The 26,839-nt window shown below is 36.3% G+C and carries 26 protein-coding genes; 13 read left to right on the plus strand and 13 right to left on the minus strand.

What is annotated here, in order from left to right; all coding sequences use genetic code 11:
* Positions 1-20: 20 nt before the first annotated feature.
* The 4 genes from DHU68_RS01560 to DHU68_RS01575 all read right to left on the minus strand — a co-directional run bounded on the left by DHU68_RS01560 (position 21) and on the right by DHU68_RS01575 (position 5,992).
* Positions 21-1,187: an AGE family epimerase/isomerase gene (locus tag DHU68_RS01560; RefSeq protein WP_108821208.1), complete on the minus strand. Its 1,167-nt coding sequence runs from the start codon at positions 1,185-1,187 to the stop codon at positions 21-23.
* Positions 1,188-1,191: 4 nt separating this feature from the next.
* Entirely contained in the window at positions 1,192-2,631 is a 1,440-nt protein-coding gene (locus DHU68_RS01565) for an MFS transporter (protein WP_108821209.1), read from the minus strand.
* Positions 2,632-2,734: 103 nt separating this feature from the next.
* Positions 2,735-4,753 (minus strand): glycoside hydrolase family 97 protein, encoded by a 2,019-nt coding sequence (locus tag DHU68_RS01570; protein ID WP_108821210.1) that lies wholly within the window; start codon positions 4,751-4,753, stop codon positions 2,735-2,737.
* 57 nt (positions 4,754-4,810) lie between these two features.
* Positions 4,811-5,992 (minus strand): glycosidase, encoded by a 1,182-nt coding sequence (locus DHU68_RS01575; RefSeq protein WP_108821211.1) that lies wholly within the window; start codon positions 5,990-5,992, stop codon positions 4,811-4,813.
* A gap of 404 nt (positions 5,993-6,396) precedes the next feature.
* Between DHU68_RS01575 and DHU68_RS01580 the strand changes: the two genes are divergently transcribed.
* The 3 genes from DHU68_RS01580 to DHU68_RS01590 are packed head-to-tail and all read left to right on the plus strand — an operon-like array spanning position 6,397 to position 12,192.
* The gene (locus DHU68_RS01580; protein WP_108821212.1) at positions 6,397-9,618 is read left to right on the plus strand and encodes a TonB-dependent receptor; all 3,222 of its coding nucleotides are present in this window, start codon (positions 6,397-6,399) and stop codon (positions 9,616-9,618) included.
* Between the two features lie 12 nt (positions 9,619-9,630).
* Positions 9,631-11,334: a RagB/SusD family nutrient uptake outer membrane protein gene (locus DHU68_RS01585; RefSeq protein ID WP_108821213.1), complete on the plus strand. Its 1,704-nt coding sequence runs from the start codon at positions 9,631-9,633 to the stop codon at positions 11,332-11,334.
* 21 nt (positions 11,335-11,355) lie between these two features.
* Positions 11,356-12,192, plus strand: coding sequence for a hypothetical protein (locus DHU68_RS01590; protein WP_108821214.1), 837 nt, complete (start codon positions 11,356-11,358; stop codon positions 12,190-12,192).
* A gap of 92 nt (positions 12,193-12,284) precedes the next feature.
* On the opposite strand, the gene DHU68_RS01595 is transcribed toward DHU68_RS01590, so the two are convergent.
* From DHU68_RS01595 to DHU68_RS01615, 5 genes are all read right to left on the minus strand, one after another.
* A complete protein-coding gene (locus tag DHU68_RS01595; protein WP_108821215.1) occupies positions 12,285-13,163 on the minus strand; it encodes an AraC family transcriptional regulator in 879 nt (292 codons plus the stop codon).
* Positions 13,164-13,478: 315 nt separating this feature from the next.
* Complete coding sequence (locus DHU68_RS01600; RefSeq protein WP_108821216.1) at positions 13,479-13,910, minus strand: hypothetical protein; 432 nt, start codon at positions 13,908-13,910, stop codon at positions 13,479-13,481.
* A 34-nt stretch (positions 13,911-13,944) separates the two neighbouring features.
* A complete protein-coding gene (locus DHU68_RS01605) occupies positions 13,945-14,868 on the minus strand; it encodes a relaxase/mobilization nuclease domain-containing protein (protein WP_108821217.1) in 924 nt (307 codons plus the stop codon).
* Positions 14,834-15,223 carry a hypothetical protein gene (locus DHU68_RS01610; RefSeq protein ID WP_108821218.1) on the minus strand — a complete coding sequence of 130 codons (390 nt, stop codon included), beginning with the start codon at positions 15,221-15,223 and terminating at the stop codon, positions 14,834-14,836. The genes DHU68_RS01605 and DHU68_RS01610 overlap by 35 nt, the downstream gene beginning before the upstream one ends.
* Before the next feature lie 219 nt (positions 15,224-15,442).
* The gene (locus DHU68_RS01615; RefSeq protein ID WP_255412404.1) at positions 15,443-15,994 is read right to left on the minus strand and encodes a DUF3408 domain-containing protein; all 552 of its coding nucleotides are present in this window, start codon (positions 15,992-15,994) and stop codon (positions 15,443-15,445) included.
* A gap of 560 nt (positions 15,995-16,554) precedes the next feature.
* Here DHU68_RS01615 and DHU68_RS01620 point away from each other — a divergent pair.
* Genes DHU68_RS01620 through DHU68_RS01630 form a run of 3 tightly spaced genes read left to right on the plus strand, consistent with a single transcriptional unit; the run spans position 16,555 to position 17,509 of the window.
* Positions 16,555-16,887 carry a helix-turn-helix domain-containing protein gene (locus DHU68_RS01620; protein ID WP_108821628.1) on the plus strand — a complete coding sequence of 111 codons (333 nt, stop codon included), beginning with the start codon at positions 16,555-16,557 and terminating at the stop codon, positions 16,885-16,887.
* Between the two features lie 2 nt (positions 16,888-16,889).
* Positions 16,890-17,183 (plus strand): DUF3876 domain-containing protein, encoded by a 294-nt coding sequence (locus DHU68_RS01625; protein WP_108821219.1) that lies wholly within the window; start codon positions 16,890-16,892, stop codon positions 17,181-17,183.
* A gap of 26 nt (positions 17,184-17,209) precedes the next feature.
* Positions 17,210-17,509 (plus strand): helix-turn-helix domain-containing protein, encoded by a 300-nt coding sequence (locus tag DHU68_RS01630; protein WP_108821220.1) that lies wholly within the window; start codon positions 17,210-17,212, stop codon positions 17,507-17,509.
* 215 nt (positions 17,510-17,724) lie between these two features.
* On the opposite strand, the gene DHU68_RS01635 is transcribed toward DHU68_RS01630, so the two are convergent.
* From DHU68_RS01635 to DHU68_RS01645, 3 genes are read right to left on the minus strand one after another with little or no spacing between them, the layout of a single operon-like run.
* Positions 17,725-18,078, minus strand: a complete 354-nt coding sequence (locus DHU68_RS01635; protein WP_108821221.1) for a hypothetical protein — start codon at positions 18,076-18,078, stop codon at positions 17,725-17,727.
* 4 nt (positions 18,079-18,082) lie between these two features.
* Positions 18,083-19,291, minus strand: a complete 1,209-nt coding sequence (locus DHU68_RS01640; protein ID WP_108821629.1) for a site-specific integrase — start codon at positions 19,289-19,291, stop codon at positions 18,083-18,085.
* Positions 19,292-19,347: 56 nt separating this feature from the next.
* Positions 19,348-20,577 carry a site-specific integrase gene (locus tag DHU68_RS01645; RefSeq protein WP_108821222.1) on the minus strand — a complete coding sequence of 410 codons (1,230 nt, stop codon included), beginning with the start codon at positions 20,575-20,577 and terminating at the stop codon, positions 19,348-19,350.
* Positions 20,578-20,846: 269 nt separating this feature from the next.
* Here DHU68_RS01645 and DHU68_RS01650 point away from each other — a divergent pair, with 269 nt between their 5' ends.
* The 7 genes from DHU68_RS01650 to DHU68_RS01680 all read left to right on the plus strand — a co-directional run bounded on the left by DHU68_RS01650 (position 20,847) and on the right by DHU68_RS01680 (position 25,617).
* Positions 20,847-21,635, plus strand: coding sequence for a bifunctional 2-polyprenyl-6-hydroxyphenol methylase/3-demethylubiquinol 3-O-methyltransferase UbiG (locus DHU68_RS01650; protein ID WP_108821223.1), 789 nt, complete (start codon positions 20,847-20,849; stop codon positions 21,633-21,635).
* 57 nt (positions 21,636-21,692) lie between these two features.
* Positions 21,693-21,920: a hypothetical protein gene (locus tag DHU68_RS01655; RefSeq protein ID WP_108821630.1), complete on the plus strand. Its 228-nt coding sequence runs from the start codon at positions 21,693-21,695 to the stop codon at positions 21,918-21,920.
* Between the two features lie 61 nt (positions 21,921-21,981).
* Positions 21,982-22,314: an RteC domain-containing protein gene (locus tag DHU68_RS01660; protein ID WP_108821224.1), complete on the plus strand. Its 333-nt coding sequence runs from the start codon at positions 21,982-21,984 to the stop codon at positions 22,312-22,314.
* 152 nt (positions 22,315-22,466) lie between these two features.
* Positions 22,467-22,802 (plus strand): helix-turn-helix domain-containing protein, encoded by a 336-nt coding sequence (locus tag DHU68_RS01665; RefSeq protein ID WP_108821225.1) that lies wholly within the window; start codon positions 22,467-22,469, stop codon positions 22,800-22,802.
* Positions 22,803-23,102: 300 nt separating this feature from the next.
* Positions 23,103-23,690, plus strand: a complete 588-nt coding sequence (locus DHU68_RS01670; protein ID WP_108821226.1) for a BfmA/BtgA family mobilization protein — start codon at positions 23,103-23,105, stop codon at positions 23,688-23,690.
* Between the two features lies 1 nt (position 23,691).
* On the plus strand, positions 23,692-24,507 hold the full coding sequence (locus DHU68_RS01675) for a DUF5712 family protein (protein WP_108821227.1): 816 nt from the start codon (positions 23,692-23,694) through the stop codon (positions 24,505-24,507).
* A gap of 231 nt (positions 24,508-24,738) precedes the next feature.
* Positions 24,739-25,617 (plus strand): nucleotidyl transferase AbiEii/AbiGii toxin family protein, encoded by an 879-nt coding sequence (locus DHU68_RS01680; RefSeq protein ID WP_108821228.1) that lies wholly within the window; start codon positions 24,739-24,741, stop codon positions 25,615-25,617.
* Here DHU68_RS01680 and DHU68_RS01685 read toward each other — a convergent pair.
* On the minus strand, positions 25,571-26,440 hold the full coding sequence (locus tag DHU68_RS01685) for a hypothetical protein (RefSeq protein ID WP_108821229.1): 870 nt from the start codon (positions 26,438-26,440) through the stop codon (positions 25,571-25,573). The two genes, DHU68_RS01680 and DHU68_RS01685, sit on opposite strands and share 47 nt — an antisense overlap.
* Positions 26,441-26,839: the final 399 nt, after the last annotated feature.

Raw genomic sequence — 26,839 nt, forward strand, 5'->3', positions numbered from 1 at the left:
ATTAATATAGGATTAAATTATTAGTCTAAATTAAAGTTTTCTATCATCTCCATACACATTCTACTATTATGATACGGACATTTCCAGAAACCTGCTTTATCTTCCTTTTCATTGATACTTCCATCAGCTAACCGACTCCAAACCCATTCTCCATTCTCGTTATCAATTATTTCACGCTGAATGTATTTCCATGTTTGGCTTGCTTGTACTAGATAAGATTCCTTTTCTGAGTTTTTGTAAGCATACATAAAGCCAACAACAGCCTCTGCTTGCACCCACCAATGTCGTTCTGCATCTACATCCGCACCTTCCTTTTCGTAGACCATACTGCCATCTGCAAGACAGCCTTTAGTAGCTGCATCTGCTATTTGCAAACTCAACTGTTTAACTTGTTCTTGCAATTTTGGTTCAGCTAATACTTCTACTGCTTCATAGAGCAACCAAGAAGCCTCTATATCATGTCCGTACGAGATAGCAGTCGATTTCACTCTCCAGTCTTCTTCAAAGAAAAGGTGTAAATGATAGTTCTTCCGGTTCACTATTTCCTCTATAAATACGCCAATAAGCTTCTGCTGAGCTTGTTTCAATTTCTCATCTTTCCATATTCTCAACAGATTGGTATATGGTTCTAGAATGTGCAAGTGTGTATTCATCGACTTCTTCTCGTTAGCATCCTTATCGCTCAAACGCATATCTTCTATTGGTTGCCAATCTTGAGTGAATGCTTCATAATAGCCGCCATATTGATGATCTTTATATTTTTCGATAAGATGAAAAAGAGTCTTTGCATGCTCAAGAGCTCCTTCATCCTTAGTTACTCGATAATATTCAGAGAAGCCATACAAAGCAAAGCCTTGTGCATAAGTCTGTTTCTTAGAATTTACTACTTGTCCTTTATAGTCCAACTCCCAATATACACCTCCATATTGTTTATCTATAAAATAGTTGACCAAATAGTGGTATGCACGATGTGCTATCTTCAGATATTGTTCTTCTTTTAGAATACGATATGCAGCCGAAAAAGTCCAGAGTATTCTAGCATTCAGTACAACTCCTCTATTGGCAGTTTTATGCAATTCATTTTTGCCATCAATACACCCATAAAAACCGCCACACTCATCATCTTGCATTTTATTGATCCAAAAAGACAGAATATTATTTGTAAGCTCTTTCTTAAATCCTTCCATATTCTTATTCTGTTTTTATACGTTTAGCATCCAGTTGGGCAGCGATCTCTTTTACCTTTTTTTCAGTCAGAGGATAAGCCATCATCCCAAAGAAAGCAATTATACAACATATTGATGGTATAATACTGATCATCAAACGTTCTCCAAAAATAGTATCAGCACTTTGTTGTATTATTTCGGGATTATACTTAAAGATAGAAAGTATCCATCCGGTAAGTGCAGCTCCTAAAGCCCAACCCAGCTTTTGAGACATAGATGACGATGAAAAAATCAAACCAGAAGCTCGTCTATTTGTTTTTAACTCTTGATAATCCACTATATCTGCATACATACTCCAAAGAAGGGGTAATACATATCCAGCACAAAGTGAAATTACTGTCTGGAGTAATAAAATCCATGCCAGACTGTTAGGTATAAAATAAAATATTGCACTGAATACACCTGCACCGGCAATGGCAATCATATAAGTTCTCTTCTTTCCATATTTAGATGATAAAATGGGAGCCAAAATAACTCCGACTAGATTAGCTGCTTGTCCGACAAGAAAGTAAACCGTTGTAATATCCCACCCAGTCAGGGGAACACGGTAATTTATTTGTACATAGTCTCGAAAATAATAGATTGCAACACCATCTCGTACTGCATTGAATAACAAAGCAGCCAACCCTGTTCCTACCAGAATCCACCAGGGAGCATTACTAAAAAGGTTCTTTAGATCTTGCTTCACAGAAGTATTCTCTTCCTCGTTTATAGGTTCTACTCGTTCTCGAGTCCATTTGAAACAAAAGAAAAATAAGATAGAACAAATAATCCCAATGGAAGCCACACCTAAAGTCCAACCAATGCCAGAAGTATTGATCGTAGATTCGTTTACTACATTTGTTACTGCCTGAATTTGATTTATACTCCCCGAATCAAATAATTCTGCATAAGCATCTACCAAAGGTTGCAACAACATGAAGGTTATAAAGCTACCTATGAATGCAAAAGACATACGATATGAAGAGAGGACATTGCGTTCCTGAGAGTCTGCAGACATCACTCCTAACAAGGATGCATAAGGAACATTGATGAGTGAGTACACAATCATCATCAGTGAATATGTAATATAAGCATATACAAGTTTACCTGTAGCTCCAAAGCTGGGAACAAAGAATGTGATAACCCCCATTACAGAAAAAGGAATAGCAAACCACAAAAGGTAAGGTCTATACCTTCCCCAACGAGTTTTTGTACGGTCGGCAAGGATGCCCACAAATAAATCGAAAAATGAGTCCCACACCCTTGCCACCAAAAACATAGTTCCTGCAGCAGCAGCTGTTATCCCAAAGACATCGGTATAAAAAAATAGGGAATACATTCCAAATATCTTCCAAAACATGGAAGATGCCATATCCCCAAAACCATAGCCTATCTTTTCCTTTAATGTTATTTTTGTATTCATGGTAATTTGATTAACCCTCTCGGATAGAGGTTTATTTAGCTTTTTGTTTTTCTTAGTAAAAGTATGTTAAACTATAGATTATTACAGAATAATACAACTACACTTATAAAGATTTATATATTTTCATAGCATAACCTCCTCCTGGAGCCATTTCTATTGTCATTTTCCTGCTGTTTGGAATATCTACTATTTCTTTTTTGTAATCTCTAGCTACTTTACCTGCATTCACTCCATCTTTGAAGACTTCTGCTTTGTAGTTTCCTTCCCCTAAAAACGATAAGTCCAATTCTAATGTTCGTGCATCCCAATTTGTCATTGAACCTAAATACCATTCATCTCCTTTTTGACGAGCGATAGTAACATATTGCCCAATCTCACCATTCAATGCTATTGTATTATCCCATACAGTTGGAATATCAACAATAAATTTGGTGCATTCCGGTTCACGCAAGTAATTAGATGGATTGTCACACAGCATATTTATAGGAGACTCAAAAATTACATATTCAGCCAATTGTCGGCAACGTGTTCCTTGACTCATAGCCTCATTGTTTATTGAACGGAAATTTCCTTTTGTAGCATTACGCATTGCACCCTGAGTATAATCTACAGGTCCTGCCAACATACGGATGAAAGGGAAAGTAACATCATATGTTACCTGATCTACTGAAGGCTCTGCCCATTTCATCTGCTCCAAACCATGTACTCCTTCAAAGTTAATCACATTAGGGAATGTGCGTTGTAGTCCAGTTGGTTTATAACTCCCATGATAATCGAGCATGATATTATATTTTGCGGCAATTTCGGCTGCACGGTAATGGAAATTAACCATTGGTTGATCATCTCTATCCATAAAGTCAACCTTGAAGCCTTTAACTCCCATTTCAGAATAATGTTTACATAATCCTTCTATATCCTTATTGAAAGCATAATATCCTGCCCATAATATAATTCCTACATTTTTACTCTTTGCATAAGAAACAAGTTCTCTCAAATTGATTTCTGGAACAACCTGATATAAATCTGCTTGTAATTTAACAGACCACCCTTCGTCGAGAATAACATATTCAATGCCTTGATCAGAAGCAAAATCAATATAATACTTATATGTTTCGTTATTAATTCCAGTCTTGAAATCTACTCCATACAGGTTCCAATCGTTCCACCAGTCCCATGCTACTTTACCTGGTTTTACCCACGAAAAATCATTCACATCAGAAGCTGGTGTCGCCAATTTGTAAACCATATCATTATCGGCAAGCTGATGATCTTGCTCTGATATTGCTATTGCACGCCAAGGAAACTCTACATTTCCTTTATCATATGTAGCAATATAGTTTTCACGCGATTTCACTAAGTCCTGCAGCATATTATGCCCTCCTTGTTCAAGCCCTTTCGGGTGACGAGCAAACATTCCCTTTATACTCTTTGATGCATCCCCGTTGTAAAGAAACATACCCGGATAATCGATAAGGTCAGACTCTGCAATACACACCTTTTTTCCTTTAACTCCTTCTACAACCAGAGGAGAGAAAGCTAAACGATCTTTGTTCCAGTTTGAGATATTAATATATTCATAAGTGTTTTCAAAAGATGTGAACATTTGAGATTCTAAAGACTCACGTTGTAGCTGCACATAAGGAATATATGCTTTAGCGTCTGTGGGAAAATTAAAAACTGCCTGTTCGTCAAGCACTTTAAAAGGAGTTTTCAGTGTGGATACAAAACGGTAAGCAACACCATCATTATACACTCTGAAAATTAGGTTGAAGCCATCACGAAACTTAAGCGTAAGTTCATTATAGTTATCAACGATAGACTTACGCTTATAAACAGGAGCTTCGATCAACTGATTTACCGTTTTTTTAGATGAACCTGAAAATTTAGATTTTACTCCAAAAGATTTCCCCCCTTCCAACATAATCGATATTGGAGATTTATCTAGCATCAGATCTCCGTCATGAGAGATAGAGTATTCGATGATATCTCCTACAGAAATATCTACAGCTATTTTTTTGTCTGGAGAGCTAGCTGTCATTTGCTTTTGAGCAAATAGATTTATCCCCGAACTAATTGAAAAAAGAACTATACTTACTGTTACTAATTTGAAAAGTTTACTCATGTTAAATTATTAGATATGTTTCATTTGGCACTTATTGAATCATAACATATTGTATATCTACGATTTATGACTAATCTTTAAATTTTTTCGAATAAGAGAATTTAATGTTTCTACAGAAGTAGTAGATCTATAACCATCTGCTGCTGTATTTAAACAATAATCTACCAACCTATCTACAGAAGAAACTGCCACATGCATCCGTGTGTCGCTTGAAGCATAGTATAAGAAAACGGTACCATCCTCATCTGCGATCCATCCATTTGTAAATAATACATTAGATACATCGCCTACTCTTTCTTCACCTATAGGAGCCATCAAATGCCCAGCAGGCTCTGCTATTAACTTATCGGGTTGTTTCAAATCCGTCATATAAAGATATAAAACATATCTTAGCCCTGCAGCACATGCTCGCACTCCATGAGCCAAATGTAACCAGCCTTTCGATGTTTTTATTGGATGAGGACCTTCTCCATTTTTCAATTCTTTGATGGTATGATAGTAACGGAAATTAATAATTTTCTCTTCCTTTATTTCTGCATGAGTAATATCATCAATCAAGGCCCAGCCAATACCACCTCCACTTCCAGCATCAATAAAACCATCTTGTGGACGTGTATATAAAGCATATTTACCATCTACAAATTCAGGATGTAATACTACGTTTCGTTGCTGACTCTTTGTTTTCAGATCAGGCAATCTTTCCCAATTCACAAGATTTTTGGTGCGGGCTATTCCTGCAGCAGCTACAGCAGAAGACAAGTCCCCAGCTGGAGCATTTGGATCTTTACGCTCTGTACAGAAAACCCCATATATCCATCCATCTTCGTGTGCAGTCAGGCGCATATCATATACATTAGTATCAGGAATATCTGTCTCAGGCATAGTTATCGGATAATCCCAAAAGCGAAAATTATCTATGCCATTAGGACTTTCAGCTATAGCAAAAAATGATTTTCTATCATTTCCTTCAACACGTACGACCATTATATATTTGCCTTGCCATTTTATCGCTCCTGCATTAAACGTTCCATTTATACCGAAACGTTCCATAAAGTACGGGTTTGTATTAGAGTCCATATCATAACGCCAAAATACAGGAGTATGATCAGCCGTAATTACCGGATACTTATATCTTTCAAAGATTCCATTTCCTGGCAGTAAAGGCTCATTTTTTCGAGTAATCAATTTCTCATAATTCTCAGTAATTGCACTCAATCTTTTTTTGAATACTCTTTCCATGATTATTTTTTAATTTTAGATATTATTTTTTGTCTTTATTTTTCCTTTTCAGGAATGATCTACAATCACATTTTCAGTGTGCTTATGTTGTATTTTTCTTAAACAGTACCAAGGTGTCATTATTAAACAACAAACGTAATTACACTTTTCTGTATTTTGTAATACTTTTTTAACAACATGTTACTCTATTTTTTTATTTGTTTAAAAGGTGAGCATCTTTTGCGCTTTACTGCAAGCTATTGCAATCCCAGCATTAACACTAAAAAAAACAGAGTCAAAAAAGTATCAATATTAGATATAATAGTGTTTATATAGCATCAAATTAATAACTATGTTTGATGTTGAAAAAAACACTTATGTGTACAATCTTAAATTTTACCAAGGAACAGTCAAATTTAAAATTCATGAAAAGCATTAATAAACAAAAGACAATGAACAAGATGAAGCTTAAAGGAGCTACTATGCTCCTATTACTTCTGATGCTCTTCCCTGTAAGCCATGCAGCTAAAGGGCCAGAAGCAGACAACAAACTTAGTGTTGTGCAAGAGAAAGTAATCACAGGTATTGTAAAAGACACTAGTGGTGAACCTTTGATTGGAGTTAACGTCCTGATTAAAGGGACTACCGTAGGTACAGTAACCGATATTGATGGGGCTTTCAGCCTTAAGGCCACTGAAGAGCCAATTGTATTGGTTTTCTCTTATGTAGGATATGTAACTCAGGAAATCAAAGTTACAGAATTAGGTAAAGCTCTTAATATTACTATGCAAGACAACATAGATATGCTTGATGAAGTAGTAGTAGTAGGCTATGGTGTACAAAAGAAAAAATTAGTTACCGGAGCTACGATTCAGGTAGATGGAGAGAGTTTGCAAAGTATGAGTACAGGAAGCGTACTTGGAGCAATGCAAAGTAAAACTCCGGGAGTAAACATCACTCAAGCATCAGGGATGCCTGGTGAAGGATTTAAGGTAAACATTCGTGGTTTAGGGACAATGGGTGATGCTGCTCCATTATATGTAATTGACGGAGTACCTGGCGGAAACATCAACAACCTCAACCCAAGTGATATCGAATCCATTGATGTCCTAAAAGATGCTGCATCAGCAGCAATCTATGGTGCTCGTGCTGCTAATGGTGTAATATTGGTTACTACAAAACAAGGTAAGGCTGGTAAACTTCAATTAAGCTATGATGGTTATGTAGGTTGGCAAAATGTATATAAAATGCCGGATATGCTAAATCCTTTTGAATATATGAATATTATAAATGAGGCTCGTCATAACGATGGACTACCTTTATATGATTTTTCGAAAGAAGTGCCAGTACAATATGAGGCTCTTATGAATGGAACCTGGGGCGGGGCAAACTGGATGGAAGAAATGAGAAACAAAAATGCATTGACTCAGAATCACTCTATAAATTTAAATGGAGGCAATGAACAATCTAAATTCTCATTAGGGTTATCTTATAATACACAAGAAGGAGTTCTGGGTAAACCTGTTGCTCCTGAAGCGGACAGATATACATTCAGACTTAATTCCGATCATGTCCTTCTAAAAGTAAAAGATTTTGATGCGATCAAAATAGGAGAAAGCTTGACTTATTCTTATACGAAAAAACAAGGTATAGGTATTGGAAATCAATATGGGAATGATATTCGTTATGCAATGGTTGGTAACCCTCTATTACCTATTTATAATAGTAAAGGAGATTTCTATAACCAAGATGACAAAACGGCAGATAGTTGGGCTTTACACGGTCCTACAGCAAACCCCATAGCTGATATGGTTTATCAACGTGGACAGAATCAAAACAAAAGCTATAATCTGCATGCTAACATTTATGCAGAGATACAACCTATTAAGAATTTACGTTTCAGAACAAGCTTTGGATATAAAAATGACAACTCTAATTACAGACAGTACAAGCCTACTTATAACCTATCAACAACAGTAAAAAACACAGATGACCTAGTTCAACAATCATCTTCAATGGGACACAGCTGGTCTTTAGAAAACACATTAGCTTATGCTCTCAAGGTAAACATGCACTCTTTTGATGCAGTAGTAGGACAATCTGTTGAAAAATGGGGAAGAGGAAGTGAAATGAGAATAGTAAATACAAACTCAAATTTTCCTGGATCTTGGGCTAATGCATGGATTAGTAATACTACTAATAAGAACAGTGCCAACATGGTACTTAGTGGACACCCTTGGGGAGATGGCTCACTTGCCTCTTTCTTTGGTCGTGTAAACTATAACCTAAACGAGACCTATATGGCAACAGTTATCATGCGAGCAGATGGATCTTCTAACTTTGCAAGAGGTCATCGTTGGGGATACTTCCCATCTGTTTCTGCCGGTTGGGTAGTGACTAATGAGAAATTTATGGAGCCTACTCTTTCTATAATAGACTTCTTGAAAGTAAGAGCTAGTTGGGGGCAAAACGGAAATTCCAATATAGATAACTTCCAATATCTATCCACTATCGCATTTGATATGAAAAACGGATATTATTGGGGTAATAATAAAGGAACCTTAGTGCAAGGAGGCTACCCTAATATCTTAGCAAACCCTGAGGTTACTTGGGAAACATCAGAACAGCTAAATATTGGATTAGATATGAGATTCTTAAACAGCAGATTAGGCGTTGTCTTCGACTGGTATAACAAAACAACCAAAGATTGGTTAGTAATGGCTCCAATCCTAGATTCATACGGTACAGGTGCTCCATTTGTAAATGGAGGAGATGTAGAGAATAAAGGATTTGAAGTTGGCCTTGATTGGAATGATAGAGTTAGCGATTTTTCATATGGAGTAAATCTTAACTTCTCTTACAACAAGAATGAAGTAACTAGAATAGCCAATACAGAAGGTATTATTCATGGTGATACAGATATTCTTGCTCAAGGAACAAAAGAAATGAACCGCGTGCAAGTAGGTTATCCTATTGGATATTTCTATGGCTACAAAACCAATGGATTATTCCAAACTCAGGCCCAAATAAACGAATATAGAGCAGCAGGCAAAGGAGTTCTTAGCAATGCACAACCAGGTGATGTAATCTTTGTAGATACAAATGGAGACGGAAGCATCACAGATGAAGATAAGGTGCAAATTGGAAATCCTCATCCTAAATTCAGAATGGGATTCAGCATGAATTTTGCATACAAAGGCTTTGATTTAGCTCTTACTGCAACAGGTGCATTCGGGCATCAAATCGCTAAATCTTATCGTTCCTTCTTAGACAATCCTCTTCAAAATTACACGACAGAAGTATTTGAAAGATGGCATGGAGAAGGGACTAGCAACAGATATCCTAGACTGACAGGTGGCGCACATTCTAACTGGACAAACATTTCAGATTTACTAGTAGAGGATGCTGATTATATAAAATTACAGAATTTGACTTTTGGTTATGATCTGAAAACAATACTTCCAAAACTTCCATTAGCCCAGGCTCGCATATATTTTGCAGCACAAAACCTATTTACAATCACAGGCTATAAAGGAATGGATCCTGAAGTAGGATATGGATACGGCCATGATTGGGCTTCGGGTATCGATGTAGGTTTCTACCCTAGCCCTAGAACTTATATGATCGGATTCAACTTAACTTATTAAACGCTAAACAAAATGAAAAAACATATATTAAAATATTTAATGATAGGAGTTGCTCTTGTTTCTATGAGCAGTTGTGAAGACTTCCTGGATTCTACAAATTATACAGAGAAAGATACAGGCAATTTCCCCACTAACATATCTGATGCTGACCAAATGCTGACTGGTATTTATTCTACGCTAAGCATGACAGTAACAGATTGTCAACACTCACACTTCTACATGGCAGAGTTAGCTTCAGATGATAGATTTGGTGGTGGTGGCGAGAACGACCGCGACATGCAAGGATTAGATCACTTTATGAATACTAAGGCAGACCGTTTCAGACCTTTCTGGAAAGCAAAATATACCGGAATCTACAGAGCTAACTTTGCGTTAGAGACTTTGGAACAATGCGAGGGATGGACAGATGAGAACCATAAAAACAGATACAAGGGTGAAGCCTATTTCATGAGAGCTTTGTTCTATTTTGAGTTAGCACAAATGTTTGGAGAGATTCCTCTTATTACTCATTCATTAGGAGGTAATTTCCCTAAATCTCCAGCTAGCGAAGTTTATGCATTAATAGCACAAGATTTGAAAAATGCTATTGATATGCTCCCTTCAAGTCATTACAGTGAAACAACTGCCGGACATGCGACAAAGTGGGCGGCTGAGGCTTTAATGGCAAGAGTGTTCTTATTCTATACCGGCTATTATAAACAAAGCACACTGCCATTACCAGAAGGGGGCAACATTTCTAAAACAGAAGTAATAAAATGGTTAGAAGACTGTATTACAAATAGCGGACATGGATTAGTAAGCGACTTTAGAAACTTGTGGCCTTACACAAATGAGTTTACAGCCAAAAACTATGAATATGTATCAAAGAACAACCTACAGTGGGAAGGTGATGGAAATAAAGAAACTGTATTTGCCATAAAATTCGGAACATCAGTAGACTGGGGTAATGACTTCCAAACAGGGTATTCAAATCAATATATGCTACATTTTGGGTTACGTGCCGATAATGGTACAGAAAACACTTTTCCTTATGGACAAGGATGGGGTGCAGGACCAGTTAACCCTAACTTAGTTGCAGAGTGGAAAAAAGCAGAGCCTAATGACATCAGATTATTCGCTTCTGTACTTGATGTAAAACAAGAACTTCCTTCTTACAGTTATGGAGCTGACAAACAAATGGAGGAAACAGGACTTTGGCAAAAGAAATATATGCCTATTTCAGCTTATAAAGACGGCGAATTCTACGCTTCGTATGCAACACTAAAAGATGAAGCTAAAAACGAAATGCAGTTAGCACATACACAAGACCTTGTATTAATCCGTTTCGCTGATGTATTGCTAATGCATTCTGAGCTAAAAGAAGATGCAACAAGCATGAATCTTGTTCGCAAAAGAGCAGGTCTCAAGCCGATAGGTTATTCTTTAACTGCAATTCAAAATGAAAGACGCTGGGAGTTATCTTTCGAAGGTTTAAGATATTTCGACATCATGCGTTGGGGTATTGCAGGAGAAATGTTAGCAAAACAAGAAGGTGTAAATATTAAAAACAGAGGTATAGATACCAAGATGAGAGCTTTTGGAGGCGGATATAAAGCACGTTATGAAGCTACAGGTGGTTTTTGGGCTATTCCTGAATCTCAAATAGATCTTTCAGATGGTGTTTTAACTCAAAATAAAGGCTGGGGAACTCCTGATGTAGAATACCCAGGTTGGTAATCAAATTAATTTAAGAATATAATGAAAAAAATATATACATACACGATACTTGCTTTAAGCATGCTTACTCTGTTATTTGCATGTGAACCTATCGAACCTAGAGAAAGTATGGGAGGAGAAATTGAAGCTTCACAGCTAAATGTTACAGCTACTCCTGTAATCGTTGATGGCAAGAAGTCCAATAAAATCGCTTTGGACAATCATAGTCCGGTTCTATCCCTTTGGGACTACGGCATTGGCACTTCGGTGAAAACGACTGATACTATTTTGATGGTATCTACCGGGAATCATAATATCACTTTCACCGGAATCAATCCAAATGGAACAAGAATAGAAAAAGTATTACCCGTTGAAGTGGAAGAACTATCTTTCCCTGTACCTCCAGAATGGGCATATCTTGTTGGTGAAGGAACCAAAACATGGGTTTGGGACGAAACAGCTCCTGCTGTATGGGGTAATGGACAATATCTGGATAGTAATGCTCCTGCATGGTGGACTTTGAAGATAGGTGATATAGATGGACAGGCAAAAGGTGAAGGTGAAGGTGCTAGTATGGAGTTCACTCTTCAAGGAGCTAAATTAACCAAATATAAGAGCGATGGAAGTGCTACTACTGGGGCGTTTAGTCTAGACATGAATACTATTGTCAAAAAAGCTGATGGAACGATATGGGCCAAGGGCAAGCTAATTACCAGAGGTATAGGTGTTCTATGCGGTATATCACCTAACGAAGGAGGTAAAGAAGTTTCGGAATACGATATCCTTATTCTAGATAACAAAAAAATGATACTTAGCTATCCTGAACCGGGAGCTGAGCAAGGGGGAACAGGTTGGTTCTGGGTATTTAGAGCAAAATAAATAAACAGAAAAGGTTCGGTTATTAATTTTAAGGCATATTGGGTTTATCCCAATATGCCTTAATTATTTTTTCGAAAATATAGGAATATAGTCTAGATAAGAATACGTTTTTTCTGATAATTCTCTCTAAATTCGGATGGTGTCACTTTTTTATTCTCCTTAAATAAACGATTAAAGTTAGATACATTATTGTATCCGCATTTATAGCAAATTTCGGCTACCGACATCGTTGTATTAACCAACAGCAAACTGGCATGTCCTAGCCTTATATCTATCAAATATTTCGAAAAGGTCTTACCGGTACTTAGTTTAAAAAAACGACTAAAAGCGGCAGGCGCCATACCTATAATATCTGTAACATCCTCTAGTTTTATTTCTTCCGAAAAATGCTTATTTACATATTCCTTTACTTTAGCAATTCTTCGGCTATCAGATTGTAGATCAGTTTTTGCAAACGAAGATGTAGCCAAAGTAGAGGAAAAATCACTAAATAAAGACAATTCATGAAGGATAGTCAGCAAATCTATAACCGCATAAAAACCTTCTTGGCTTGCCAATGTATCTAGCTTAGCATAAACTTTCATTATGGCTTCCATCGGAAAACAAAGTCCTTTTTTCCCCATCTCCAGCATATGTCTGATAGAACCAAATTGACTTTTATGAATAAAGTTGTTGAAAAACAATTCATGAGAAAACTGTATTGTTATTTCCCTTATGCTCTTAGACTTGCATTCTTGTTGAATCCATCCATGCTCTAGTGTTCCATTTGCAATTAACACAAGATCATATTCACCGATAACCTCTACCGAGTCACCGACAATCCGTTGTACTCCAGATGCATTTTTAACGAAATTGAGTTCGTATTCACTATGGCAATGAATAGGATAAGTAAATTCAGATTTTTTTCTATCTGCTATGTAGAAACAGTCTTTATCAGACAAAGGTGTAACTTCTGTTAATATGGAATTCATGCATTATATACTTGGTTAAACATCAATACGTCCAAATATAATGAAATTGATTGATTCATAGACGTCCTCATTTTGTTAAAAGTTTATTCTCCCTATAAGAATTAACATAACAATTCATTTTCATAAAGAACTCAGATATATTAATTTATCTAGCATAAGTATAAATCGCCATATTGTAATGATAAGAATTAATAGAATAGTTGTAGATTATCTATGATTACCGGATTTATCTTTTGAGTAGTGGTCGTATTTTATAACTATCCATTTTATACTCTGTTTGTAATATTCATAATTCAGTATCGAATAATCATTCTGCTATTTCATACAAAACACAGTGAGCAGAAGCACTAACAGACTAAGCAAAGCTATAACGAATGATGTTTTTCTAACCTTGAATAATTTGAAGTTAAAATAAGCATCTTTGCTAACTACTTTTTGTTCGACAGCTTCCTTTTGCTGTTTTCTTATTCGAATAACTACATTGAAAATCTTTCTGATAGTCTCATCAGAAGTTGTAATATTCTCATTAATTGCTTTGTAGTTACTGTCGCCATGCTTGCCCAATAAATAGCCTTGCTGCTTAATTTTAGCGATTATGTCATCTTTGATATTACATAAATCGGAGCTATTCTCTTCCTGATTTGTATTTGTAATTTGCGTTTTCTGCTCGGCAGATAATCTATCTAGTTGTTCGCTTATCTCTGACAGTTTCTCCCAAAGGGCATCGTTTGATACTGTTTTAGCCATAATTAGTCTTTGTTTTAAGGGTTATTATTCGATTTTAGAGACCAAAGCCCCTGCGTTTTTTCTTCTTAATACTTTGCCGTTTATTTTCTTCATACTCCATTCTTTCTTTGAAGGCTTCCTCCTGAACATCGTCGCCATGCTGCTCAAAGGCGGTAACAGATGCTACTTGCTCCAATACCGAACTTGATTGTTGGAGCTGTACTTTCTTTTGAGGAGTGAAGCTTATATTCTGAGATTTACTATCTATTTGATTCCTGAGTTTCGAATAACTAAATTTTCTATCCATCTCCGAGCCCTTGAAGGAATAATCTCCTTTCTTGAAAGATATACCTTGGACTTCTTCTGTTTGACCTTTCATTTTGTATTGGATAGATATATCTTGTAGATTTATAATATGCTCAAATTGTTCCCAATCTTTAGTCATCAGCAGAGTCGTTTTTATGGCATGGTATATTTCATGCTTGGTGTGTTCTGCTCCTTTGAGCTGCTGTACATTGACATTCTCTTTACCCTGCCCGTAAGTTAGGTTATACTTATCCTTTAACTGTTTACAGACCTTCTCGTTTCGGTAACGGTCATTCTTGTCGGAGATGGTTTTACCATCATTATCTACCCGATTAAATACGATATGGCAGTGAGGATGATTCGTGTTGCTGTGTCTTACTACAATGTATTGCGTATTATCTATCCCCATCAGCTTCATATATTCTTTAGCCAGTTGCCCCATAAAATGGTCTGTCATGCGTTCTTTGTCTTCGGGAGAGAATGCCAATGGGATATGCCCTACACATTTTGATAGCTTCGGATTCAGGAGACTCTGCATATAAAAACTGTTGATGATGGATTCTGTATCTGTTTCTAATACTCCTTCCGTAGCTAAGACCTTTGTGTCTTTAGCTTCCATCACATAAGAAATACATCCCTTAAAGCTTTTTCCTTTTACTATTTTTCCAATCATCCGACAACATATTAATGATATTCAGTATCTCGTTAAGTATAATTTCTGCCTCTTTTTCCAAGCGTTTTGTATTTAAGAACTTGGCTATTCTGGTCAACTGATTCAGGTTGTTTCCCATCTTGGAAAGACTTCGAAGTACATCCAACTCTTCTCTTTTGAGCGGTTCTTTGATTATACTCTCCAGAATCGCATCATGACAATAGATACTAAGGGGCAGACCTGCCTGCTTTGCCCGAAACTTAATGGTATAGAGTTCAGGCTCAGAGAAGCAAACCCCAATGGCTTTGCTCTTCCGAGTGAGGGAACTCTTCTTTGGTCGTCCGCCTTTCTTTTTATCTTGATTATCCTGAATCAAAATGGTTAATTATTTTTAGACTATATCAAATAATTCCGTGTGCCGGGAAGCACCAACCAGCGGGAAGGGCTTCTTTATCTTTGGCGATCAGCCAAAGCGAGGGTTTTCATGCAATGAAAACATAACCTCGCTCCGCTATCCGAACATGAAATGTTCCAATCGAAAAGTAAGTCGTTAAACAGTACACAGACTTACTATACAAATGACAGAAGCTAAACTTTACAGCTTCTTCCAACTATCAATATCCTCTCGGTAGATTTCCAGATGATGTCGGGCAAGATTCTCGACAAAGCCCGATACGCTCATTCTGCGCCCTCCAAGCTTACGAACTATCTCATCCAGCCTGTCCCGTACTTCACGACTGACAAATACAGGTTTACGATCCTCCAACCTTGGCACAACGAGAAAAGTTTGTCTGTATTCCTCCAACGACTCCTTGCGTTGCTTGCCACTGACTCGCTTGGATATAGTAGAACTTGTAGTCTGATTGATTTCTGTTGAATCTGTTTGCATACTAGCTGCTGTATCTGTATCATTATGAGATAGTGTAATTTTATCTGTATTAATACTATACTCATATTCCTTTCCATCTTCTCTTCGAATATCAATCTTTGGTCTGGTCTTATCAACAACTTTTTGGGGAAACATCTTCTGAAGTTCAGCATCCATCTCTTCATGGGTAAGCTTCACTGGTTTTGCTTTTTTTGATTCGGGCAACCAACTTTGTGGTATTGGATCTTTTTCATTTTCTGCTGTTTGTTTACTGCTCATAATACACTGAATTTAAAAAGTAAATAGACTGGCTCTGGTATCTATTGTGAGCCGATTATTGCCTGCAAACAAACAATTATTAATCAGGATAGTGTACGAAGTGGAGTCTTAGGATATATTCTGTTCTGTTTTTCTACTGTAGTTATTACACCAATGGTGCAGACTACACCGATTTGCGTATCTGAGTTAGCAGTGAATAATCAATGAGCTTTAGTCATTGGAACTTTGCAGCAAATACGACATAGAAAGCAAAGTGATGACAGTTAACTAGTGGAGGCTATCGTTCTCACAAAAACAGTTTTAATTTGAAGTAAATTCAGCAAGGTATCAACGCCACTCACTGCCAGACCGAAGCCACAAGCTGCCACAGGACAGTAAATCCATTGAGCTATGGATTATTCTATTTTACTTGCAGGGCAGAAAGGTGAAAGTTGCACCGAAAAGATGTTCAGGCAGCAGAAAGAGATTGCGGATAACAGCATAAGGATTCAAGTCCTTTCAAGGTAGAAAACGACACCTTATTTTTGAAGCAGAAAAATAATAACTAAAAATAGATAATGATGGAAACGAAATTTGACGAATACCAGATTGTCAATATTGAAGCCAAAACCTTTGAAGCGATGCTCTCGAAGTTTGAAAGTTTCGCCAAGAGAATGGAAACCCTTTGTCATCTACATGGCGACAAGGATATCAGCGAGTGGATGGATAATCAGGATGTGTGCCAGCTACTGAATATATCTCCCAGAACGCTGCAAACACTTCGGGATAATGGAACACTGGCGTTCAGCCGCATCAGTCATAAAATTTACTACAAGCCCGAAGATGTAAAGAAGATGATTCCGATAGTGGAAGATAAACGCAAGCAGGCGAAGTATAAAGGAAAACAAATATAAATATGGAAGAAGTACACCAATCGAGTCTACAATTCCTATCCTCCTGTTTAGGCGGATGGGAAAGTGTAAACGGCAATCCAGATATCTATATCTTTCAGGGCTATGATGGAAATTACTACCTGCTTGCTTACAGCTATGACAGGGAATCGCAGCGGGGCAGTTTCTCCTGTTACGATATCGATTTTGACGAAGAAGGCTGTTATATCCGAATGGGAATCAAACAGTATTATCTCTCGGAAGAGAAACAGCCTTACGGATTATACATCGGAGTTTGGGGCAGTTATATGAGAAACTAAACAATCAATTATAAACTAAATGAGCTATGAGTAACCAACTAATTACAAAAGACAACAACGAAAGGGTTAAATCCTTTTTTGTTTCACTGGATCGGCTTTCTTCACTGATGGAGCGTTTGTTCGCTCCCCGAAAGCCGACACTGGATGGCGAGAGTTTTTATACGGACGAAGAGTTGTCGAAAAAACTAAAAATTAGTCGCAGGAGTTTACAGGATTATCGCAACGAGGGACGCATTCCTTATATCAAATTGGGAGGAAAGATACTCTACCGTTCTTCTGATATCGAAAAGCTGCTCGAAGAGGGTTATCAGGACAAATTTAGGTGATGCCACAAGATAAAAAGTCATTACACGTAAAAGTTATTATCGGACAAGCGGTTATTCTGCGGGCTTCCGCCCCTCCAGACGGCAGGGAAGCTATAAGCGGAAATAACCGTCACTTGGACGGTCAATAACTTCGAACTCCATCAAAATGGATAATAAAACAATAGCAGGAGATTATTTGAAATATCCTGCCATTAGTCTGTTCAGAAGAAAACTACTCAATTCCAGATCGGATTTTGAGCATCTATTATCAGCATTTCAGGGATTACTGTTTTAGATAATCTCCTGAATAACCAATTTCTAAATATTTTAGCTTTCTCGGATTGTACCTGAAAGGAAATTGCAACTATCATTTCCAATCCATAATACTCTGGGTGAACTTTATTTCCTTCAAGAATACAGGAGTTTGTGTAGTTACCAGTAATAATCCCTACTTTTTCAATCGCCCGAATAATTCTCTTTGTTGGCTGATAGTATATATCAAATAGGTTTGCTATTTCGGCAATGCTCATCTGTACTTGGTTGGGTATATCTACTATACCCTTATCTGTGATTGTTATTTTTTCTTTCATGGGGTTAACTATTTTTCGTCCTACTTGTTTCTTTTCTTCGCTTAATCAGTTTATCCATATCCTCCGATATTTTTTGCTCTGTAATCTGAGCATAGGTCTGTGTGGTAGAAATATTGGCATGCCCCATCATTTTGGCAATACTCTCAATGGATAAACCTGCCGAAATTGCCAACGTGCCAAAGCTGTGGCGACTTTGGTGATAGGAAAGATTCTCTTTAAACCCCAGAACAATACCAATCTGATTAATATCAAGCCAGATCCGATCACGAACAGGAAGTGGAAAAACTGGTTTACTGTCATCTGTTGTGTTGTACAATTCAAGTATTTGTATGGCAATGGGATGTAAAGGGATAAAAGCTTCCACATCCGTTTTCTTTCTTCGGATTCTCAGATAAGCTTGTCCGTCAGCCGTTTTCCCGATATGACGGGGATATAAACCTTTTACATCAACATAGGCAAGTGCCGTGAAGGAAGAAAAGATAAAAGCCCGCCTGACCAGTTCCATCATTGAACTACTCATTGGAGTTTCAATAATACGTTTTAAATCTTGCCTGCTTACAAAGCGGTGTTTAGGAGGATCTTTTTTCTCATATCTTACATCTTCAAGTGGATTGGCTCTTAATACTTCTTGGTCGATGGCGATATAAATCAGACGATTGAGCCAAGTCAGGCATCTGTTTATATAAGACGATTTTCTTTCGCCAACCACTTTCAAATAAGTTTTAAAGGATTCTCCGAACTCTTCTCTAATAGCTGTAAAAGCAATATCTTTCAAGCCCCTGCTTTCAAGAAATTCCTTCAAATTGAGCTGAGTGAGTCTTGATTCCCGATAAGTAGAGTTTGAGCTTATTTCAATGGCTCGCAGTCGCAAACGTTCGATCTCAATTTCTCCTGCTTGTAATAGATTTTTCGGAGTGGTATTGATTCCAACAATCGTATTTTTTAAAAGCTCGCTACTGACAACACCTTGCTCTTTGAGGATATACTCATAAGTATTTTCGATTCGCTCTTTGAACTTGATCAAACGATTGTTGAGTATTTCTGCTTTGACTTCTCCTTTCTTGGCATTCCAGTCTTCAACTCGGCAATGGATACCTGTTGTCAGGACTGTTTGTTTTCCGTCGATGCTGATTCTGCATAAGATGGTGGTTGTTCCGTCAGCTTTTACTTTCTGCTTGTTGATGTAGCAGAATATCCTGAATGTACTGCGTATATCTTTTTGCTTTTGTTCTTGTATTTGTTGTTGTTTCATCTTGAATGATTTTTCTGTTAAAGGACTAGTTGAATGTCTCGGGTAGCTGTAATGAGTTTATCCATATCTTCAAAAAGCTTCTTGGGAGTCACACGGGCATAAACCTGTGTCATCTGAATATTGCCATGCCCGAGCATTTTACTGATGGTTTCGATGGGTACGCCTTCTTCGAGCGTGATAAGGCTGGCAAAGCTGTGGCGTCCTGAATGATAGCTGATCGTCTCGGTGATTCCTGCCATCATTTTCAGTCCCTGCATATTCGCTCGAAGTGTTCCATAAAGTTGTATCGGGAAGAGTGTTTCTCTGCTGTCATCTTTGTATTTTTCGAGTAAAGCAATGGCTTCGGGTAGTAATTTTACCCGTGCTCTGCATGTTGTTTTCTTTCTACGATATTTGAGCCAGAGACTGCCTTCATCGTCCGTAAAAAGATTCTCCTTTGTGATGCGAACCACATCTGCGTAGGCTGTACCCGTATAACAAGCAAACAGAAACAAATCTTTGGTCAAAAGATGGGATGTACGATGGGAAGGAATCTCCAAATCTCTGATTTTCTCAAAACTCTCCCGACTCAAAGCTTTGGGTGTTGTTGGTTTCTGCTTGGGTAATTTATAATAAGCAAAATGAAATTTCTCAGACAAGCCCTCTTTGAATGCCATTTTACAAATCTTTTTCAGTACAGCCAGATAATGACGGACGGAATCAAGTGCATAACCTAAATCATCGGATACAAAATTCTGATATTCCCGAATAAACTGTTCATTGAGCTGCCCGAAAGCCACATCTTTAGTCTTGAACTTCTTTTGGATAAACTTTTCCAAAGAGCGATAAGCATATACGTAATTACTCAGCGTAGTGGGTGCACAGTCAATGCCAATGCGACTTCGTAATTCTTGCTTGTGCCTGAAAAGAAGAGCCAGCAGAGTCATTTGAGTATCCATGCTCCCCTGAAACAGGTTCTTAACATCCTTGGCTTCGAAGGGGACATTTCTACCGATCAATGTCATATAGGCTTCATGAATGGAAAGCAATAACTTATCCAACTTGGAATTGGTAACTACAGCCTCTCGGCTTTTACCATCCAGACGACTTTCTCGGGGATTCCAAAGGGATTCTTTGCAGGATAGTTTGCAACTGAATTGTACCATGGAGCGATCTACGGTTATTCTTCCCATGATCGGCACAAGTCCTTGTTTGTTGGGGCTACTTTTTTTGAGGTAGAGCAAAACCTTGAATTTTTCTTTTCTCATAACACTTATCCTTTTATGGACTTTGCCTGAAGGCAAAGTTACCTGATTAATAAGTGCTCTTTGTTATGCAAAATAATGTGAATCAATACATATTAAAAGAGTACCCCGAAATTTTTCAAAAGGCAGCAATAAAGCACATTGCTTCGTTTTTAAATATCACTCCACAATCCTTAAGCCGAATCAGAGGTTCTTTGTGAATTTTGTAACATATGTTATTTTTTGTGCTTTTATAAGTTCATAGTTTTGTATAAAATAAATTATATAATGCTATGGAAAACTATTTAGAAATAAATAAAGCAGCATGGAACAATAGAGTTAATATACATATCGAGTCTGAGTTTTACGAATTAACAAGGCTTATAAATGGAGAACTGAGTCTTCCTTCACTAGATATTAAATTATTAGGAAACATTAAAGGGAAAAGTATTTTGCATCTGCAATGTCACTTTGGAATGGATACAATTTCTTTAGCTAAATTAGGAGCTAATGTTACAGGAGTTGACTTTTCAGAAAAAGCCATCGCAAAAGCTAAAGAACTAAGTAATCAATTACAAGCAGAAGTAAGTTATATCTGTTGTGATATCTGTTCGCTACCTGATATGATTAATGAGCAATTTGACATAATTTATACATCGTACGGGGTTATCAATTGGTTGCCAGATCTCGATAGGTGGGGGAAAGTTATTTCTGCATTATTAAAACCCTCAGGTAGATTTATAATGGTCGAATTTCACCCCATATTATGGATGTTTGACGAGACTTTTCAAAACATATTATATAGCTATTCTCGAAAAGAACCATATATAACTGAAGAATCAACTTATGTGGGTGATGCAAGTGAAGCTGTAGACAAAGTTGTAACATGGAACTATGGATTATCAGAACCGATTAATAGTCTGACAAAGAATGGTATTCATATTGAAGGAATGGAAGAATATTATTATTCCCCAGTTAATTTATTTTCATCCATGATAGAAATTGAAAAAGATAAATTCCAAATAGAAGGGCAAGAAAACAAAATACCCATCACTTATTCTCTTATTGGCAAAAAGTTATAATTAAGATACAACTATTCTAATAATTGAAACTATTTTTTGATTTTAAACTTTATGCCTATGAATGATCTAAATGAAACAGAGTTCTTTACTCTTCTATCTAGCCAAAAGCAGATAGATTATTTTCAAATCCAAAGTGCTTATGAGAAGTTCATAGAAAAAGTGATAAATATTAATCAGCCCGATAATGAATATACAATCATCTATCGGAAACTGAATCTGACTCGTATCGAGTTGGTATCACTATCAAATCATTTTAGATACGAGCTGGGGGAAAAATGCGCTTAAATCTCAATATTGCCAAAAAGCTATAACTTTCGTAGATGCTGAATTAGCTCTTCTAGAGAAAGTGTTTGCTTTTCCCGAACGTTTCATCCAAAAACAAATTTATAAATCCGATTTATACATAATCCCTAAGTCGAAAGGCTTGGGGATTATTGGTTTTGTAGAGTTAGTGGTTTGCCTTTTTCTTCTTGGAGAAATCTACACCTCAAAAGGAGAAAAAGCTTCGCTTAGAGATATAGGACTAGCTTTTGAGCAAATGTTCAATTTTAGTTTTGGATGTATCTACAAAAAGAGAATAGCCTTACTCGAAAGAAAAGCTTGTAATCTGACCAAACTATTGGACAATCTAAAGAATCTGCTCATCAAAGAGAGTAAGAATAAACTAAATGAAAAATAATGCTTTTGTATATTACTCATAATGAATATCATATCAGCCGAACTTAGGGAGGTACTTAGAGACCTCTCTATGTTTCTGTCATCCATTGTCCGAGCTTTGCTTTACCAATCGATTGGAATTAATCAGAATATTAATTTCAAAAATGTACAATTATGTATTTAAACAATGAGGACTTTTTAGCATGGATGGAAAAGCTATCCAAGAAACTCACAGATATAGGCAGAGACCTGAAGCTCGTTATCAATACAGGTGATGCTTTTGCGAACGAAGACAAACTATTAGACAATCAAGATTTGGCATTTTTGCTAAAGGTCAGTTATCGGACTTTGCAACGTTATCGGGATAGTGGCAAACTTCGCTATTTTTTGGTTAGGCGAAAAACTTTCTATCGCATGGCGGATGTCAAAGATTTCATCCAATCCTATGCCTCTAAAAAAGAGATTGTGATGTTCAATAAAGGCATAGAGGAAGGCAAAATCCTAAAATGATTCTGCATTTATTATGTAGCAGAATGAAGCAAAAGGGTGTGGGCTGTTTAGTCTATCACCCTCCCCAAAGACTCCGTATTTAGCTCAAACACCCTCGCTTTACCGCTTCGGATTGTTTGGTTAAATTGAGCAAGAGGGAACTGGACTATCGTCCTGTTCTCCTCTTGCCCTGCGGGGCAAAGCCTTCGGCTTTAGTGTTTTATCTGAAAGCACTGTAATTATACTTCCAATTAGTGTAATCTTTTAAACTCTTAGAATCAATAGTTTAAATGTGTGATTTTCCATTAAATAGTAATTACTATGCAAAATCAGAATAGAAATATAGTCTATACAACCATATCCATAGATAAAGAAGCAAGCCGTTTAGTAGATAAAATCTGCAAACGCTATTCACTGAAAAAGAGTGAAGCGATAAAACTCGCTTTTCAATATTTGGATAAGGCAAATATCAATCCGAGCGAAGCACCCGAATCGACTAAAGCAGAGCTTCGGAAGATTAACAAAAGACAAGACGATCTAATCCGTTTCATCCGACACTATGAAGAAGAACAGCTCAATCCGATGATACGCACAAGCAATTCTATTGCAAGTCGATTTGACAAGATTGTCAAGTCAATGGAGGATATTATTCTATCTCATCTTAAAGATAATCAGGAAGGGCACAATAATCTGCTAAGGATGTTAAGTGAGAAATTTACAGGACACGCGGATGCGATTAATAATCAGGCGAAACAGCTATCAAGAATACAACAGGCACAACAGACAGATAATAAGAAGCTACTGCAACTAATTTCCCTTTACTCAGATTTGGCAAATTGTGGAGTAATGGAGTCCAAGAAAAAGGAAAATCTAAAAACTGAAATTGCCAACCTGATAAACAGTCAATAAAATGAATATAGACTTTCCACCACCATCGAACGGAGTATATAATAATGCAGGCAGTAGTCGAAGGCTATGTAATTACCTCGAACACGAGGACTTGGAACGGATGGAGAAAGGTATTTATACAGAAGGATTTTTCAATTTGACGGAAGCAAATCTCTATAAATCACAAGTAGTAAAAGACATTGACAACAACAAAGCCCAACTATTAAAAACAGATGCTAAATTTTATGCTATTCATATCAGTCCATCGGCTAAAGAGTTGCAAGCAATGGGAGCAACTGAGCAGGAACAAGCCGAAGCGATGAGAAGATATGTTCGGGAAGTATTTATACCTGAATACGCCAAGAACTTCAATAAAGGACTATCAGCAAAGGATATTAAGTTTTATGGAAAGATACATTTCGATAGGGATAGATCAGAGAGCACCGAGGGTAATATGCATTGTCATTTGATTGTCAGTCGAAAAGATCAATGCAACAAAATCAAACTTTCTCCACTAACCAACCACCGAGATACTAAGAAAGGTATTATTAAAGGAGGTTTTGACAGAATAAATCTTTTTCAACAAGTAGAGCAGGGTTTTGATAGACTATTCAATTATAGCCGTCTACTATCTGAATCTTTCGAGTATTACAATACTATGAAGAATGGCTCTATCACAGATCAACTTAGGATGCAAGAACGGATGAATGAACTTACTAATTCATTACAACATGATGATATGAATTCAGTAAGCCAGTCATACAAACAGTCAGCTATGCAAAAAAAAGAAGAAGAGGAGAAACAGAAACAAAAACAAAATAGAGGACCTAAACTATAGTCTTTATATAAAACTCTTCTAATTATCCAATATAAATTGGATCAAATAATCGAACCCAAAAGGGATATATCTGTCGTATATCTTTATCTGGATGTCAATTTTACCACTGGCTATTAATATTAAAGCAAAAATCTTTTTATATTATAGCGAAATATAAGAAGATTATCCAAATATTTAATATATTTTCGCAAACATGTCCTAATCTACTGATTAGAGTTTAAATATATATTGATGGCTAGTTTGAATGATATTAAGAAAATAACATTAAGGGCATTAATGTCTGACGACTTATTGATGCATGGTTTAGTATTAAAAGGAGGGAACGCTCTTCAGCTCGCCTATGATCTAACCAATAGAGGATCTGTTGATATCGATTTTTCCATGGAAAACGAATTTTCAGCAAACGATTTTAACCGACTAACCAACGTTTTTTGTTCTCTTTTGAATGAAGAATTTAAGAAGTCTGGATTAACAGCTTATGATGTTAAGTTTATTGAAAAACCTAAAACAGGAGATATTCCAGAATGGAAAGGATATTTATTAGAATTTAAGCTCATTGAAACAGAACAGTTCAATATTTTTGGTGATGATATAAATGCTATCCGAAGAAACTCTATAAAAGTAAATAACCAATCTACTAAATATACTGTTGATATTAGTGCATATGAATTTATTGCAGGGGCAAGACCTCAAGAGATTGAAGGATTAATTCTAAAAGTATATACTCCAGAAATGATTTTAATAGAAAAAGTGAGAGCCCTTTGTCAATCAATGCCGGAATATGCTAAAATTGTATCCTCGGCTAGACAAAAGCAAAGAGCTCGAGATTTCTATGATATTTGGCTGATAGTAAACTCCTTTCCTAAGTTACAATTAACCATAGATCTTTTTCGTCACATCTTCGAAGCAAAAAAAGTCCCATTAGAATTTTTGAAGAATATGGAAAGTTTAAGAGAGCCTAATCGAGCAGGATGGGATACTGTACAGCAAACAATATCCGCAGGAGCTACATTAGAGTCATATGATTATTATTTTGATCATTTACTCGAAATTATCTCTCCTTTCATAAACCTTTTGGATAGTAAAGCTGCCACTTCTCCGAATACATAGCACGAGGCATATCATATGTTAAATAGAAAGAGTGTGTTTTTTCTATCTCATTAAATAGTTCTTGATCTTCGTTTGAATACCCAGCTTTCTCCAAATAAAATCCTATCACTTGATGATATGGATAAATAAATTTCATTTTCTTATAGTAGCGAAAAAGCTTTTTCACATTTAGACTCTCTTTAGCATTGGAAAAGGCTTCTAGTACTTGGGTTACGCCTCCTGAATAAAATGGTCTTACAGATACATCTATTAATGTCCTTTCAATATTAGTGACTTGATAAATTGATCTGTATGTCTTTACTCCCAAATGATTATACCCTTGACTTTGTAAAAAATTGATTGCAAAATCTTTATAAAAACGTCTATTATTTGTTACCCTAGGTTTTTTTTTAAATACTCTATCTATATCTGTCTGCATTAATGAATACGATTCTCTTCCTCCTGGAGAAAGCCTCTCGCTAGAGAGATATATTTGTTTTGGTATCTGTAATGTCAAATTATTAATAAATAATGCAGAATAATGGCTAAAATAAGCGCTTCTAGAACGGGTAGCTGCAATATCAAATATGTCTGCTTTTCTATTAAGAAGAAAATATAATGCATATTGTGCACCATCATTATCTGTTGTTTCTTCTTTTTTTAGTAAATTCAAACTAATTAACAAATCCAATATGTCGTTTTTTTGTTTACTCTTAAAGCCATAAACAGAACGTATATTAGTAATGAGTCTTTCATATTCAATTTGATTTATTACGGGGAAATTGCAAGTTTGTAATATTCCCATCAACTCATTAAATCGTTTGCTATTTGCACTTATTGTCATCACAAGAAATAATCTACATCAATAATGTGAAGTTATAGTTTTTTTGACAGAATCAAATTATTATTCGCTTTTTTATTATTTAATTAATTTATGCATGAGATACAATACTAATAATCAGTTAAATAGCAAAAAAAGAGAACAGTGGGATACAACATAATAGACTGTATATATACAGTCTATTATAGACAAAGTTATAGTTTTTTTTTGACAAAGTCAAGTTATTATTCACTTTTTTATTATTTATTAATTTATACATGAGATACAATACTAATAATCAGTTAAATAGCAAAAAAGAGAACAGTGGGATACAACCTAATAGACTGTATATATACAGTCTATTACAGACAAAGTTATAGTTTTTTTTTGACAAAGTCAAGTTATTATTCACTTTTTTTATTA

Source organism: Dysgonomonas sp. Marseille-P4361 (assembly GCF_900343125.1).
Classification (GTDB): domain Bacteria; phylum Bacteroidota; class Bacteroidia; order Bacteroidales; family Dysgonomonadaceae; genus Dysgonomonas.